Consider the following 14,004-nt stretch of genomic DNA (forward strand, 5'->3'; position numbering starts at 1 on the left):
GGGGCGCCCCGCCGCGCCCCCGGCCCTGAACGACGTACGTCCTCATTACGCGCAGAACCTTGCAGCGCCTAGGAGTTGAAGCATGTCCGAGAAGCCCGAACAGTCCGTGTACGACTACGTCGTGGTCGGTGGTGGCACCGCAGGATCGGTGATCGCCTCCCGGCTCACCGAGGACCCCGACGTGACCGTCGCCGTCATCGAGGGCGGCCCCAGCGACATCGACCGCGACGACGTGCTCACCCTGCGCCGCTGGCTCGGCCTGCTCGGCGGTGACCTCGACTACGGCTACACCACGACCGAGCAGCCGCGCGGCAACTCGCACATCCTGCACAGCCGCGCCAAGGTGCTCGGTGGCTGCTCGTCGCACAACACCCTCATCTCCTTCAAGCCGCTGCCCGGCGACTGGGACGAGTGGGCCGCGGCCGGCGCCGAGGGCTGGGACCACAAGGCGATGGACCCGTACTTCACCAAGCTGCGCAACAACATCGTCCCCGTCGACGAGAAGGACCGGAACGCCATCGCCCGCGACTTCGTCGAGGCCGCGCAGGCCGCGACCGGCGTGCCGCGCGTCGAGGGCTTCAACAAGGGCCCCTTCAAGGACGGCGTCGGCTTCTTCGACCTCGCCTACCACCCCGAGAACAACAAGCGCTCCTCCGCCTCGGTGGCCTACCTCCACCCTCACATGGAGGCCGGCGACCGCCCCAACCTCACGCTGCTGCTGGAGACCTGGGCCTACAAGCTGGAGTTCGACGCGGCTCTCGCGGCCCGCGGCGTGTGGGTGCGGGGCAAGGACGGCGTCGAGACGCTGATATCCGCGCGGAACGAGGTCGTCGTCTGCGCCGGCGCCGTCGACACCCCGCGCCTGCTGATGCACTCGGGCATCGGCCCCAAGGCCGACCTGGAGAAGCTCGGCATCCCGGTCCTGCACGACCTGCCCGGCGTCGGCGAGAACCTGCTCGACCACCCGGAGTCGGTGATCGTCTGGGAGACCGACGGGCCGATCCCCGACAACAGCGCCATGGACAGCGACGCCGGACTCTTCATCCAGCGCGACCCCGAGGCCGCCGGCCCGGACCTGATGTTCCACTTCTACCAAATACCGTTCACGGACAACCCGGAGCGCCTCGGCTACGAGAAGCCCGAGCACGGGGTGTCCATGACGCCGAACATCCCCAAGCCCCGCAGCCGCGGACGCGTGTACCTCACCAGCGCGGACCCCGAGGTCAAGCCCGCCCTCGACTTCCGGTACTTCACCGACGAGGACGACTACGACGGCCGCACCCTCGTCGACGGCATCAAGATCGCCCGCGAGATCGCGAAGACCGAGCCGCTCGCCGGCTGGCTCAAGCGCGAGGTCTGCCCCGGCCCGGACATCACCGGTGACGAGGAACTCGGCGAGTACGCCCGCAAGGTCGCCCACACCGTCTACCATCCCGCCGGCACCTGCCGCATGGGTGCCACGGACGACGAACTCGCTGTTGTCGACCCCGAGTTGAAGATCCGCGGCCTCAAGTCCATCCGTATCGCCGACGCGTCCGTCTTCCCGACGATGCCCGCGGTGAACCCGATGATCGGAGTCCTCATGGTCGGGGAGAAATGCGCCGAGCTGATGGGGGGTCATGCCTGATGAACACGCAGACCATCGTCAAGGACCCCGCCCCCCGCAACGACGGACAGTCCGCGCAGTCGGACTCCGTCTTCGCCGTCCGCAACCTGTGGAAGGTCTTCGGACCCAAGGCCGAACGCGTCCCCGCCGACGCCGAACTGGCCGGCCTCGACGCCGCCGCGCTGCGCTCGCGCACCGGCTGCACCGCCGCCGTCCGCGACGTCTCCTTCGACGTGAAGCGCGGCGAGGTCTTCGTCGTCATGGGCCTGTCCGGCTCCGGCAAGTCCACCCTCGTCCGCTGCCTGACCCGGCTCATCGAGCCCACCTCCGGCGACCTGTCCATCGACGGCGAGGACGTCCTCGCCATGGACAAGACCCGGCTGCGCGCACTGCGCCGGCACCGTGCCGCCATGGTCTTCCAGCACTTCGGCCTGCTGCCGCACCGCACCGTCCTCGACAACGTCGCCTACGGCCTGGAGATCCAGGGCGTCTCCCGCGCCGAACGCCGGGCCAAGGCCGCCGAGGTCGTCGCCAAGGTCGGCCTCGAAGGACTCGAATCGCGCCGCCCCGGGCAGCTCTCGGGCGGCCAGCAGCAGCGCGTGGGCCTCGCCCGCGCCCTCGCCGTCGACCCCGAGGTCCTGCTGTTCGACGAGCCGTTCAGCGCGCTCGACCCGCTGATCCGGCGCGACATGCAGGAGGAGGTCGTGCGCCTGCACCGCGAGGAGGGCCGCACGATGGTCTTCATCACCCACGACCTCAACGAGGCGCTCCGCCTGGGCGACCGCATCGCCCTCATGCGCGACGGCCGCATCGTCCAGCTCGGCACCCCCGAGGAGATTGTCGGCGCCCCCGCCGACGACTACGTCCGCGAGTTCGTCCGCGACGTGCCGCGCGAGCAGGTCATGACCGTGCGCCGCGCCATGCGCCCCGCCGACAGCGACGAGGCCGGGCGCGGCCCCGCCATCGCCCCCGACGCGACCGTCTCCGAGGCCATCGAGGCCGTCGCGCGCTCCGGCTTCGCGGTGCGCGTGATGGACGAGGGGCGCTGCCTCGGCGTCGTCGACCACGAGCGGCTCATCGACGTCGTCGCCGGCACGGATGCCGCCCCGGCGGGAACCGACTCCGACGCGGACGCTGGCGCTGGCTCCGGCTCCGGCTCCGACTCTGGCTCTGGCTCTGGCTCCGCCGGTGGTACTGGTGCTGACGCCGGCTCCGGGACCGCCTCCGGCTCCGGGACCGCCTCCGGCTCCGGGACCGCCTCCGGCTCCGGGACCGCCTCCGGCTCCGGGACCTCCTCCGCCGGCGAGGCCTCCTCCGCCGGCGAGGCCTCCTCCGTGGCGGGTGACCGGGCCACGACGGACCGGGCCCCCGAGGGCGAGGAGGCGGTCTGATGGCAGCCGCCGTGACCACCGCCCCCTTCGAGAAGACCGGGGCGGGTCCCCTCGCGGGCCTGCGACGCCACCGCGCCCTCGGCAAGCTCCTGCTGCTCGCCGTCGTCGCGGCCGTCCTCGTACCGCTCGCGCACGCCCAGTGGTCCAGCGGCAGCTGGCCCCACGCCCTCACGGTCGACCTCACCCAGCCGCTGACCGACGCCAGCACCTGGATCCTCGACCACCGCGACAGCCACCCGCTGTTCCTCTACTTCTTCGGCCACATCAGCAACGCGGTCATCGTCTCCGTACGCGTCGTCTACCTGGTGCTGCTCGCGGCCGGCTGGGCCGGAGTGACGGCCGCCGCCGGACTCATCGCCTGGCGCGTCGCAGGCCTCCGGCTCGCCGCGGGCGCCGTCGCCGCGTTCCTGGTCTGCGGCGTCCTCGGCATGTGGGTGCCGACCATGCAGACCCTCGCGCTGATGGTCGTCGCCGTGCTCGCCTCGGTGATCCTCGGCGCCCTGCTCGGCCTCGCCGCGGGCCTGAGCGACACCATGCACCGCGCCCTGCGCCCGGTCCTCGACACCATGCAGGTGCTGCCCGCGTACGCGTACCTCCTGCCCGTCGTCCTGATCTTCGGCATGGGCGTCCCCGCCGCGGTCCTCGCCACCGTCGTCTACGCCGCCCCGCCGATGGCCCGCCTCACCGCGCTCGGCCTGCGCTCCGCCGACGGCGGCGTCATGGAGGCCGTCGCCTCGCTCGGCGCCACCGCCCGCCAGCGGCTGCTCACGGCGCGCCTGCCGCTGGCCCGCAAGGAACTCCTGCTCGGCCTCAACCAGACGATCATGATGGCCCTCTCCATGGCCGTCATCGCCTCCGTCATCGGCGCGGGCGGCCTCGGCGACCGCGTCTACCAGGCGCTCGCCTCCGTCGACGTCGGCGCCGCACTCGCCGCCGGCATCCCGATCGTGCTGCTCGCCGTCGTCCTCGACCGCGTCACCGGCGCGGCCGGCGAACGCCTCGGCTCGAACGAGCACGCCCCCGCCCCCTGGAAGTGGGGCGTCGTCGCGGCCGGCACCGTCCTCGTCGCGCTCGCCTCCCGCTTCGCCGACCGGCTCGACTGGCCCGACTCCTGGGTGGTGGGCATCGCCGCCCCCGTCAACGACGCCGTCGACTGGATGACCGACCACCTCTACAGCGGCGTCCCGTACATCGGCGGCACCGCCGACTGGGCCGCGCACTTCACCACCTGGATCCTCGACCCGCTCCGCTCGGGCCTGACCTGGCTGCCCTGGTGGTCCGTCCTGCTGATCGTCGCCGCGCTCGCCTGGCTCATCGGCACCTGGCGCACCGCCCTGACCGCCGTGCTCGCCATGGCCGCGATCGGTGTCCTCGGCGTCTGGAAGCCCTCGCTGGACACGCTCTCCCAGGTCCTCGCCGCCGTCGCGGTGACCCTGGTCCTGGGCTTCGCCATCGGCATCGCCGCGGCCCGCAGCTCCCGCCTCGAACGCCTGCTGCGGCCCGTCCTCGACGTCTTCCAGACCCTCCCGCAGTTCGTCTACCTCATCCCGGTCGTCGCCCTCTTCGGCGTCGGCCGCGCCCCCGCGGTCGCCGCGGCCGTCGTCTACGCGCTGCCCGCCGTCGTCCGCATCACCACCCAGGGCCTGCGCCAGGTCGACCCCGCCGCGATGGAATCGGCCCGCTCCATGGGCGCCACCACCGGCCAGCAACTGCGCCAGGTCCAACTCCCGCTCGCCCGCCCGGCCCTGCTGCTCGCCGTCAACCAGGGCGTCGTCCTGGTCCTCGCCGTCGTCATCATCGGCGGCCTCGTCGGCGGCGGCGCCCTCGGCTACGACGTCATCGCCGGTCTCGCCCGCGGCGAACTGGCCACCGGTCTCGTCGCCGGCGCGGCGATCGTCTGCCTCGGCCTCATGCTCGACCGCGTCACCCAGCCGACGGAACGCCGCACCACCGGAAAGGGGGCCTGAACCATGCGAGGCCCTTTCAACAACCGTCCGTTCAGTAGCCGTCTCCTCGGCACCCGCCGCCGCAGGACGCTCGCGGCCGTCGCTGGGGCCGGCGCCCTGCTGGTCGTCACCGGCTGCGGCGCCGCCGACATGACCAAGCAGTCCTCCCCGTACGCCAACGCCCACGGCGCCAAGACGGTGACCCTCTCCGTCCAGTCCTGGGTCGGCGCCCAGTCCAACGTCGCCGTCGCCCAGTACCTCCTGGAGCACGAACTCGGCTACCGCGTCGACACCGTCCAGGTCGACGAGATCCCCGCCTGGGACGCCCTCAGCCAGGGCCGCGTCGACGCGATCCTGGAGGACTGGGGCCACCCCGACCAGGAGGCCCGCTACGTCAAGGACAAGAAGACCATCGTGAACGGCGGCGGCCTCGGCGTCACCGGACACATCGGCTGGTTCGTCCCGACGTACTTCGCCAAGCAGCACCCCGACGTCACGAACTGGAAGAACCTCAACAAGTACGCCTCCCAGCTGAAGACCGCCGAGAGCGGCGGCAAGGGCCAGCTCCTGGACGGCTCCCCGTCCTACGTCACCAACGACAAGGCGCTGGTCAAGAACCTGAAGCTGAACTACCAGGTCGTCTTCTCCGGCTCCGAGGCCGCTCAGATCACCCAGATCAAGCAGTTCGCCAAGCAGAAGAAGCCGTTCCTGACGTACTGGTACCAGCCGCAGTGGCTCTTCAAGAAGGTGCCGATGACGGAGGTGAAGCTGCCTCCGTACAAGGACGGTTGCGACGCCGACCCGGACGCGATCACCTGCGCCTACCCGAAGACGCCGCTGCAGAAGTACCTCAACGCCGACTTCTCCAAGGACGGCGGCAAGGCCGCGGCCTTCCTGAAGAACTTCCGCTGGACGACGGAGGACCAGAACGAGGTCTCCCTCATGATCGCCGAGCAGAAGCTGACCCCGGAGCAGGCCGCCAAGAAGTGGGTCGACCGCCATCGCTCCACGTGGCAGGCCTGGCTCCCCAAGTAGCCCCACATCCGGACCGACTCCCCGCCCCCGAGGCGTGGCCGCCCCACCGACGGGGCAGATTCCCCATGGCCGGGTGCCCCTCCTGACGGGGGCACCCGGCGCCATCTTGTGTGCGGGCGGGGCTGGTGCCGGCGCCGGGGCTGGTGCTGCTCAGCGGAGCTGGTCGGCGATCTCCCGCAGCGCCGCGGTCGCCCTGCGCTGAAGCCCCGGCCCGAACGTGATCCGCGTCGCCCCCAACTCGCCCCACTCCCGCAGCGAAGGCCCACCCGGCGGCGCCCCCACGTTCACCGGCCCCTCGATCCCGGCCCGCAGCAGCGGCAACACTTCGGCCGGCGCCCCGATCGGATACACACAGTCCGCCCCGGCCGCGACGTACAGGCGGGCCCGCTCGATGGCCTCCCCGACCGGATCCTCAGCACCCCGGATGAACGTGTCGATGCGCGCGTTCAACACAATCTCCGCACCGGCCGCGGCCCGCACCTCGGCCAGCCAGTCCGCGTGCCGCGCCGCATCCTTGAGCCCCGCACCCACCCGGCCACCTGCACCTGCACCAGCCCCCGAACCACCAGCCCCCGAACCACCGTCCGCCGGCTCCGAGTCCTCCAGATTGCAGCCGACCGCCCCCGTCGCGAGGAGCCGCTCCACCAGCTCCTTCGGTGCCATCCCGTACCCGCCCTCGATGTCCGCCGACACGGGGACCGACACCGACCGCACGATCCGGGCCACCGCCGCGAACATCTCCTCCGCAGGCGTCCGCCCGTCCTCGTACCCGAGCGACGCCGCGACCCCCGCGCTCGGCGTCGCCAGGGCAGGGAACCCCGCCTCCTCGAAGACCCGCGCGCTGGCCGCGTCCCACGGCCCGGGCAGCACGAGCGGATCGGCGGGGGAGCGCCCGTGATGCAACGCGCGGAACGTCTCTACGGCACTCACCAGGCCGGCCCTCCAGGCTCGATACGCCGGGTGACCATCAGCCGGTTCCAACTGTTGATGACCGTGATCACCCCGAGGAGATGCGCGAGTTCGGCCTCGCCGAAATGCTTCGCGGCCTGCTCGAACACGTCGTCCGGCACGAACCCGTCCGTCAGCACCGTCACCGCCTCGGTCAGCGCCAGCGCCGCCCGCTCCCGCTCGCTGTAGAGCTCGCCGGCCTCCCGCCACGCACTCAGCAACGCGATCCGCCCGGCCCCCTCGCCGTTCTTCTCCACCGCGACAGCGACATGCATGTCCAGGCAGAACGCACACGCGTTGATCTGCGACGCCCGGATCATCACCAACTCGGCGAGCACGGGATCCCCGAGCCCCTTCTTCGCCGCCGCCCCCGCCGCCACCAACGCGTCCCGCACCGCCGGCGCCAACACGCTGGTCCGCGCGGTCACTTGGCCGCCGCCGGCTTGTAGTGCCCCGCGACCATCCGCGTCGACACTCCGAACCGGTTCCAGGCGTTGATCGTCGTGATCGCCGCGATCAACTGCGCCAACTCCTCCTCCCCGTACAGCCGCGCCGCCTCCTCGTACACGCCGTCCGGCACGAACCCGTCCGTCAGCACGGTGATCGCCTCCGTCAGCGCAAGCGCCGCCACCTCCTTCGCCGTGTAGAAGTGCTTCGACTCCTCCCACGCGCTGAGCTGCACGATCCGCTCCACGCTCTCCCCGGCGGCCAGCGCGTCCTTGCTGTGCATGTCGACACAGAACGCGCAGTGGTTGATCTGCGACGCCCGGATCTTGACCAGCTCGTACGTCACCGGGTCCAGCCCCTTACGGGCCGCCGCGTCCAACCGGACCATCGCCTTGTAGACCTCCGGCGCATGCCGCGCCCAGTCCAGCCGCGGGCTGTGCTCATGCACGAGGGCGCGCCCTGCCCCCGCGTCGACCCCGCCGCCACCCTCCCGCGCCGCACCGCTCTCGCCGGCCTCGTTCATCCCGATCACCTGGTCCGTCTCGCTCGTGGTCATGCCACGACCCTACGAACGCATTAGCCCAGGGGTATGGTCCATTTCCATGGTGGATTCCTGGGCCACTTCGGCCTCCCGGCAGGCACTCGGCATCGATCTGCACATCGAGCCCACGGGCTCCGGCCTGCGCCGTGGCCTCACCGACGCGCTCCGCGAAGCCGTCCGCAGCGGCCGCCTCGCCCCCGGCACCCGACTACCGTCCTCCCGCACCCTCGCCGTCGACCTCGGCATCGCCCGCAACACCGTCGCCGACTCCTACGCCGACCTCGTCGCCGAAGGCTGGCTCACCGCACGCCAGGGCTCCGGCACCCGCGTCGCCGAACGCCCCGTGGAGGCCCCCCGCCCGCCCCGCGCCCCCGCCCGCCGCACCCCGGGCCCCCTGCGCCACGACCTCGAACCCGGCAGCCCCGACCTCGCCTCCTTCCCTCGCGCCGAGTGGCTCAAGGCGGCCCGCCGCGCCCTGTCCGCCGCCCCGAACGACGCCCTCGGCTACGGCGACCCCCGCGGCCGCGCCGAACTCCGCACCGCCCTCGCCGACTACCTCGCCCGCGCCCGCGGCGTCCACGCCGACCCCGACCGCATCGTCATCAGCGCCGGCTTCGTCCACGCCCTGAGGCTCCTCGGCGAGGTCCTGTACCGCCGCGGCGTCCGGGACATCGCCGTGGAGAGCTACGGCCTCGACGCCCACTGGGACATCCTCCGCCGCACGTCCCTGCGCACCCACCCCCTCCCGCTCGACGAACTCGGCACGAACACCGCCGACCTGGATGCCTGCCCAGGGCCCCCACCTCCCGCCCGCCACGCCCTCACACCCACCAGCCCCCCACTCACCCCACCGGCCCCCTCCCCTTCCCCTTCCCCCTCTCTCCTCCCGGCCGTGGGCGCGGCTCTGCTGACCCCTGCCCACCAGTTCCCCATCGGTGTCCCCCTCCACCCCGACCGGCGCGCCGCCGTCGTCGACTGGGCCCGCCGCACCGACTCCCTGATCCTCGAGGACGACTACGACGGCGAGTTCCGCTACGACCGGCAGCCCGTCGGCGCCCTCCAGGGCCTCGACCCCGACCGGGTCGTCTACCTCGGCACCGCGAGCAAGTCCCTGGCCCCGGGCCTGCGTCTGGGCTGGATGGTGCTGCCGGAGTCCCTCGTCCAGGAGGTCGCCGACGCGAAGGGGCCCAGCGACTGGTCCTGCGGCGTCCTCGACCAGCTCACCCTCGCCGAGTTCCTGCGCTCCGGTGCCTACGACCGCCATCTCCGCAGCGCCCGCCTCCGCTACCGCCGCCGCCGCGACCAACTCGTCGAAGCCCTCGCGTCTCGGGCCCCCACCGTCCACGCCACCGGAATCGCCGCCGGCCTCCACGCCGTCCTCCAACTCCCGCCCGGCACCGAACAGTCCGTGGTCCGCGCCGCCGCCTGGCAGAGCCTCGGAGTCACCGGCCTCTCCACCTACCGCCACCCCGATGCCGCCCCGTCCGTCCCGCGCCCCGACGCCCTGGTGGTGGGCTATGGAACCCCCGCCGACCATGCCTGGTCCGGAGCCCTCGACGCCCTCTGCCGGGTCCTGCCGTAGACGTCGCACGTCGCGCGGGGCGCCCCTCCCGCCCCAGGACCGAGCCCTGCTTTCGGCCCGCCGGGCTGCTCCAGCCACCCGCCCCCTTATCCATGGGGGGACGGAAGCACCGGCAACTGCCCTTGCGCCGGGCGTCTCTGGACCGTCTCCCGGATCCCTCCGCAGTTGCCCCGAGCCGCAGAGTCAGGCCCCGACCGCCCCGCCCCAGGCTTCGGCTCAGACTCAGAACCGTGCCCGAGTCGTGGCCGCCGGGCAGGTGCGGCAACGATCAGTCACTGACCCGCACCGGATCCACCTTCTCGACGGCCGGCGCCTCACCGAACCGCGCCAGTGCGAGTGCCCCCGCCACCGCCACCACGAACCCCGTCACCGCCAGCCACTCCAGCCCAGGCCGGGTCCGATCACCCAGCCACACCACCCCCACCAACGCCGGCCCCACGGTCTCCCCGACCACCATCCCGGCCGTCGCCACCGTCACCGAGCCCCGCTGGAGGGCCGACGTCAGCAGCAGGAATGCCGCACCCCCGCCCAGCAGCAGCGCGTAGAACGCCGGATTGGTCAGCAACGCCCCCGGCGACAGTTCATCGATGAGCCGCACGCTCACCTCGACCACCCCGAACCCGAAGCCCGCCCCCAGCCCCAACGCGAGCGCCCGTCCCCGTCCCGGCAATCGACCCGCCAGAGCCCCGAGCCCCAACACGCCCACCGCCACCCCGAGCATGGCGAACCGCAGCGCGTCCGACCCATCGCGATCACCCTCCGCCCCCGATGCCAGTGCCAGCATCGCCAGCCCCGCGCACACGCCCCCGACCGCACCCCACTCCGCCCCGCTCAGCCGCACATGCAGCAACCGGGCGGCCACGACCGCCGTCACGGCCAAGCTCGCTGCCAGCGCGGCGCCCACGGCGTAGATGGGCAGGGACCGCAGGGCCACGACCTGCAGGACGAACCCGAGCCCGTCGAGGCCGAGCCCCGCCAGATACCGCCACTGCCGCAACGCCCGTACCAAGAGCGCCGGATCGACTCCCGACCCCGTACCCGGGGCCGTGGCCTGTGCCGCCATCGCCTGAAGCACGGACGCCGTCCCGAAGCACAACGCGGAACCCAGCGCACAAATCATTCCCATAGGCACGGAGCGACCCTAGAGGAACAATGCGGACCCGACCCCGGGAGCCAGGGTGCGGACCGCCGACGTGTTCTTCTACGCTGGCCGCCGACCATCACCGACCGCGGCGTACCGAACCGAGAATCAGTGCGCCGCATCATGCGGACGCCGGCCACCTGCACCCGGACGGCGCCTGCGAAACGGGGGAGTTCAACCAATGGCGGAGAACAGACGACGACTGCGCTCCAGCACGGTCGTGCTCGGCGGCATGGGCGTGCTCGCGACGGCTCTGACCTCGTGCGGGTCCGAGCCGGACCGGCGCTGCGTCGACCGCGACAGCTACGACGTGGTCAACGGCTACAAGATCGTCAGCGACCAGTACTGCAAGTCCGGTTCGAGCTCGGCCGGCAAGGGCCGCAAGACCGGAACGGGTGGCAGCGCGAGCGGCACCGGACGCGGCAGCCGCGTCGACGGCGACTGGTACTACGACGCCGATGTCAGCGGCCGGCACGCCGACTACGGCACCTTCAGCCGCAGCGAGGCCGTCGACCGGGGCGGCTTCGGCTGCTCGGGCTCCGGCTCCGGAGGCGGCTGATCCCAGGATGGAACGCCACACCATAGAACCCCGCGACGGCTGGCAGCAGACCGTCGAGGAGCAGGGCCTCATCTACCCCCTGACCCGATACCCGGACGATTCCCTGCGCCCTTACTGGGACGAGAGCGCCTACTACGCGTTCTCCCTCCCGGAGGTGGAGGCCCTGGAGGAGGTCGTCGAGGAACTCCACGAGATGTGCCTGGCCGCAGCAGACCATCTCGTCACCGAGGACCGCCTCGCCGACCTGGGCATCACCGACGCCCGCCTCGCCGACCTGGTCCGTGAGTCCTGGCGCCGACGCGACGAACTGCCCTCCGTCTACGGACGGTTCGATCTCCACTACGAAGGCCGCACCGGGGCCCCGGCGAAACTGCTGGAGTACAACGCCGACACCCCCACCTCCCTCATCGAGGCCGCCGGGCCGCAGTGGTTCTGGATGGAGGAACGCTTCCCGGGCGCCGACCAGTGGAACTCCCTTCACGAACGACTCGTCGACGCCTGGAAGAAGCAGGCAGCCCTCCTCCCGCCCGGCAGCCCGCTGTACTTCGCGCACTCAGCCGCCGATGAACTCGGCGAGGACCTGATGACCGTCGCCTATCTCCGGGAGACCGCCGAACAGGCCGGCCTGGACACGGAAGCGATCTCCGTCGAGGACATCGGCTGGGACCGGCTGTCACGCCGCTTCGTGGACAAGAAGCTCCGCTTCATCCGCAGTTGCTTCAAGCTCTACCCCTGGGAGTGGCTCACCACGGACCGGTTCGCCCCGCACGTCCTCGACACGCTCGACAACGGCGGCGGCACCGGCACGACCCTCTGGATCGAGCCCGCCTGGAAGATGCTCCTCTCCAACAAGGCACTCCTCGCCGTGCTCTGGGAACTCTTCCCCGGCCACCCGAACCTCCTGCCGGCCTACCTCGACGGCCCTCGCGAACTCGCCCACACCACCGGCTACGTGACCAAGCCGCTCCTCGGGCGCGAAGGAGCGGGAGTCACCCTCCACGAGGCCGGTGCGCAGGCGGAGCCCGAGCCGCGCGGCGAGGCCTGCTGTTACCAGGAGTTGAAGCCCCTGCCCGACTTCGACGGCAACCGTGTCGTCCTCGGCGCCTGGGTCGTCGAGAACGAAGCGGCCGGCCTGGGAATCCGCGAGTCCGCGGGCCTGGTCACGGACGAGTACGCCCGCTTCCTGCCCCACGTCATCCTCTAGCCGCCGGCCCCGGCAGAAGCCGGCCCCGGCCTCCGGCCCGACCGGCCAGAGGCCGGGCCGGAACCATCGCACTCTTCAGTTGTCAAGGAACGAAGAGAACTCTCCAGGCGCTGTCGATCACGCGCCGAGTACCGCACGGAGCTGGTCGAGCCCCCAGTCCAGGTCCTCCTTACTGATCACCAGGGGCGGGGCGATTCGGATCGTGGAGCCGTGCGTGTCCTTCACGAGGACGCCCCGGTCCATCAACTTCTCCGAGATCTCCCGGCCCGTCCCGTGCGACGGATCGATGTCGACACCCGCCCAGAGCCCGCGTCCACGCACCTGAGTCACCTTCCCGGCGCCCGCCAGCAGACCCAGCTCCGCGTGCAGATGATCACCGAGCTCCGCGGCCCGTTTCTGGAACTCCCCGGTCCGCAGCATCGCGATCACTTCCAGCGCCACGGCGCAGGCGAGCGGATTCCCACCGAATGTCGACCCGTGCTCGCCCGGCCGGAAAACGCCGAGCACCTCTTTGCTCGACACGACCGCCGACACCGGGACCACACCGCCGCCGAGAGCCTTGCCCAGCACGTAGACGTCGGGCACCACGTCCTCGTGCTCACAGGCGAAGGTCCGGCCGGTGCGGCCCAGCCCGGACTGGATCTCGTCCGCCATGAACAGCACGTTCCGCTCGCGCGTCAGCTCCCGGACCCCGGAGAGGTAGCCGGGCGGCGGGACCAGGACGCCGGCCTCCCCCTGGATCGGCTCCAGCAGCACCGCCACGGTGTCCTCGGTCACCGCGTCCCGCAGGGCCGCCAGATCCCCGTACGGAACGATGTCGAACCCCGGCGTGTACGGCCCGAAGTCGGCCCGCGCCTCCGGATCGGTGGAGAAGCTGACGATCGTGGTCGTACGCCCGTGGAAGTTGTCGCTCGCGACCACGATCCGGGCCCGGCCGTCCGGCACGCCCTTCACCCGGTACCCCCACTTGCGAGCGGTCTTCACCGCCGTCTCGACCGCCTCCGCCCCCGTGTTCATCGGCAGCACCGTCTCCATGCCGCACAGCTCGGCGAGCTCCGTGCAGAACTCCGCGAACCGGTCGTGATGGAACGCCCGCGAAGTCAGCGTGACCCGCTCCAGCTGGGCCTTCGCCGCCTCGATCAGCCGGCGGTTCCCGTGCCCGAAATTGAGCGCCGAGTATCCGGCGAGCATGTCCAGGTAGCGGCGCCCCTCGACGTCCGTCATCCAGGCCCCGTCCGCCGTGGCGACGACGACCGGCAGCGGGTGGTAGTTGTGCGCGCTGTGGGCATCCGCGGAGCTGATGTAGCGCTCCGTAGCGGCCCGCGCGTCTTCAGCGGGGTGAGGAGTCGCAGAAGTCACGGGATCTCCGTTCTGACGGCACTGAAAGCCTTTCGGCTGTTACGGCGCGAGACGGGTATGTGGCCCCTTCCTATCGTCGCTCGCATGGTGGACGTGGAAACCTCGCGCGACGGCGAGCCCGGTAGTGTGATCCCAGGGCCGTGACTGGCGCGCTGGGATGGGACCGACCATCGGGGAGCGGCTCGGGAACGATGTGCCGTGCGCCTGGGCCGAACCGTGAACCGACCGCGTCCGGAGGCAGCCCG

The 14,004-nt window shown here is 71.7% G+C and carries 12 protein-coding genes and 1 riboswitch; of the genes, 7 read left to right on the forward strand and 5 right to left on the reverse strand.

Annotation, left to right across the window (positions count from 1 at the left end; all coding sequences use genetic code 11):
• The first annotated feature begins 82 nt into the window (after nt 1-82).
• The 4 genes from ACZ4E1_RS31710 to ACZ4E1_RS31725 are packed head-to-tail and all read left to right on the forward strand — an operon-like array spanning nt 83 to nt 5,978.
• On the forward strand, nt 83-1,627 hold the full coding sequence (locus tag ACZ4E1_RS31710) for a GMC family oxidoreductase (RefSeq protein ID WP_467545977.1): 1,545 nt from the start codon (nt 83-85) through the stop codon (nt 1,625-1,627).
• Nucleotides 1,627-2,997, forward strand: a complete 1,371-nt coding sequence (locus ACZ4E1_RS31715; RefSeq protein WP_467545979.1) for a quaternary amine ABC transporter ATP-binding protein — start codon at nt 1,627-1,629, stop codon at nt 2,995-2,997. Before ACZ4E1_RS31710 ends, ACZ4E1_RS31715 begins: the two co-directional genes overlap by 1 nt.
• Complete coding sequence (locus ACZ4E1_RS31720) at nt 2,997-4,964, forward strand: ABC transporter permease (protein WP_467545981.1); 1,968 nt, start codon at nt 2,997-2,999, stop codon at nt 4,962-4,964. Before ACZ4E1_RS31715 ends, ACZ4E1_RS31720 begins: the two co-directional genes overlap by 1 nt.
• 3 nt (nt 4,965-4,967) lie before the next feature.
• Nucleotides 4,968-5,978 carry an ABC transporter substrate-binding protein gene (locus tag ACZ4E1_RS31725; protein WP_467545983.1) on the forward strand — a complete coding sequence of 337 codons (1,011 nt, stop codon included), beginning with the start codon at nt 4,968-4,970 and terminating at the stop codon, nt 5,976-5,978.
• Nucleotides 5,979-6,128: 150 nt separating this feature from the next.
• On the opposite strand, the gene ACZ4E1_RS31730 is transcribed toward ACZ4E1_RS31725, so the two are convergent.
• From ACZ4E1_RS31730 to ACZ4E1_RS31740, 3 genes are read right to left on the reverse strand one after another with little or no spacing between them, the layout of a single operon-like run.
• Nucleotides 6,129-6,908 (reverse strand): isocitrate lyase/PEP mutase family protein, encoded by a 780-nt coding sequence (locus ACZ4E1_RS31730; protein WP_467545985.1) that lies wholly within the window; start codon nt 6,906-6,908, stop codon nt 6,129-6,131.
• The gene (locus ACZ4E1_RS31735; RefSeq protein ID WP_467545987.1) at nt 6,905-7,354 is read right to left on the reverse strand and encodes a carboxymuconolactone decarboxylase family protein; all 450 of its coding nucleotides are present in this window, start codon (nt 7,352-7,354) and stop codon (nt 6,905-6,907) included. Before ACZ4E1_RS31735 ends, ACZ4E1_RS31730 begins: the two co-directional genes overlap by 4 nt.
• Nucleotides 7,351-7,929 carry a carboxymuconolactone decarboxylase family protein gene (locus tag ACZ4E1_RS31740; RefSeq protein ID WP_467545989.1) on the reverse strand — a complete coding sequence of 193 codons (579 nt, stop codon included), beginning with the start codon at nt 7,927-7,929 and terminating at the stop codon, nt 7,351-7,353. The genes ACZ4E1_RS31735 and ACZ4E1_RS31740 overlap by 4 nt, the downstream gene beginning before the upstream one ends.
• Nucleotides 7,930-7,975: 46 nt before the next feature.
• Here ACZ4E1_RS31740 and ACZ4E1_RS31745 point away from each other — a divergent pair, with 46 nt between their 5' ends.
• The gene (locus tag ACZ4E1_RS31745) at nt 7,976-9,496 is read left to right on the forward strand and encodes an aminotransferase-like domain-containing protein (RefSeq protein WP_467545991.1); all 1,521 of its coding nucleotides are present in this window, start codon (nt 7,976-7,978) and stop codon (nt 9,494-9,496) included.
• Nucleotides 9,497-9,764: 268 nt separating this feature from the next.
• Here ACZ4E1_RS31745 and ACZ4E1_RS31750 read toward each other — a convergent pair whose 3' ends face one another.
• Complete coding sequence (locus tag ACZ4E1_RS31750; RefSeq protein ID WP_467546073.1) at nt 9,765-10,616, reverse strand: DMT family protein; 852 nt, start codon at nt 10,614-10,616, stop codon at nt 9,765-9,767.
• A gap of 202 nt (nt 10,617-10,818) precedes the next feature.
• Here ACZ4E1_RS31750 and ACZ4E1_RS31755 point away from each other — a divergent pair, with 202 nt between their 5' ends.
• Nucleotides 10,819-11,196, forward strand: coding sequence for a hypothetical protein (locus ACZ4E1_RS31755; RefSeq protein WP_467545993.1), 378 nt, complete (start codon nt 10,819-10,821; stop codon nt 11,194-11,196).
• A 7-nt stretch (nt 11,197-11,203) separates the two neighbouring features.
• Nucleotides 11,204-12,400 carry a glutathionylspermidine synthase family protein gene (locus ACZ4E1_RS31760; protein WP_467545995.1) on the forward strand — a complete coding sequence of 399 codons (1,197 nt, stop codon included), beginning with the start codon at nt 11,204-11,206 and terminating at the stop codon, nt 12,398-12,400.
• Between the two features lie 117 nt (nt 12,401-12,517).
• Here the strand turns inward: ACZ4E1_RS31760 and rocD are convergent, their stop codons facing one another.
• Nucleotides 12,518-13,702, reverse strand: a complete 1,185-nt coding sequence (rocD, locus tag ACZ4E1_RS31765) for an ornithine--oxo-acid transaminase (RefSeq protein ID WP_467546075.1) — start codon at nt 13,700-13,702, stop codon at nt 12,518-12,520.
• Between the two features lie 187 nt (nt 13,703-13,889).
• Nucleotides 13,890-13,976, forward strand: a riboswitch (ZMP/ZTP riboswitch).
• The last annotated feature ends 28 nt before the right edge of the window (nt 13,977-14,004 follow it).

Source organism: Streptomyces sp. NPDC025806 (assembly GCF_055558275.1).

Bases quoted from the DNA above. Each gene is read 5' to 3' on its own strand.
- ACZ4E1_RS31710 (WP_467545977.1), top strand. From the start codon at position 83: ATGTCCGAGAAGCCCGAACAGTCCGTGTACGACTACGTCGTGGTCGGT.
- ACZ4E1_RS31740 (WP_467545989.1), bottom strand. From the start codon at position 7,929: ATGACCACGAGCGAGACGGACCAGGTGATCGGGATGAACGAGGCCGGC.
- ACZ4E1_RS31750 (WP_467546073.1), bottom strand. From the start codon at position 10,616: ATGATTTGTGCGCTGGGTTCCGCGTTGTGCTTCGGGACGGCGTCCGTG.
- ACZ4E1_RS31745 (WP_467545991.1), top strand. From the start codon at position 7,976: ATGGTGGATTCCTGGGCCACTTCGGCCTCCCGGCAGGCACTCGGCATC.
- ACZ4E1_RS31760 (WP_467545995.1), top strand. From the start codon at position 11,204: ATGGAACGCCACACCATAGAACCCCGCGACGGCTGGCAGCAGACCGTC.
- ACZ4E1_RS31715 (WP_467545979.1), top strand. From the start codon at position 1,627: ATGAACACGCAGACCATCGTCAAGGACCCCGCCCCCCGCAACGACGGA.
- ACZ4E1_RS31725 (WP_467545983.1), top strand. From the start codon at position 4,968: ATGCGAGGCCCTTTCAACAACCGTCCGTTCAGTAGCCGTCTCCTCGGC.
- ACZ4E1_RS31720 (WP_467545981.1), top strand. From the start codon at position 2,997: ATGGCAGCCGCCGTGACCACCGCCCCCTTCGAGAAGACCGGGGCGGGT.
- ACZ4E1_RS31755 (WP_467545993.1), top strand. From the start codon at position 10,819: ATGGCGGAGAACAGACGACGACTGCGCTCCAGCACGGTCGTGCTCGGC.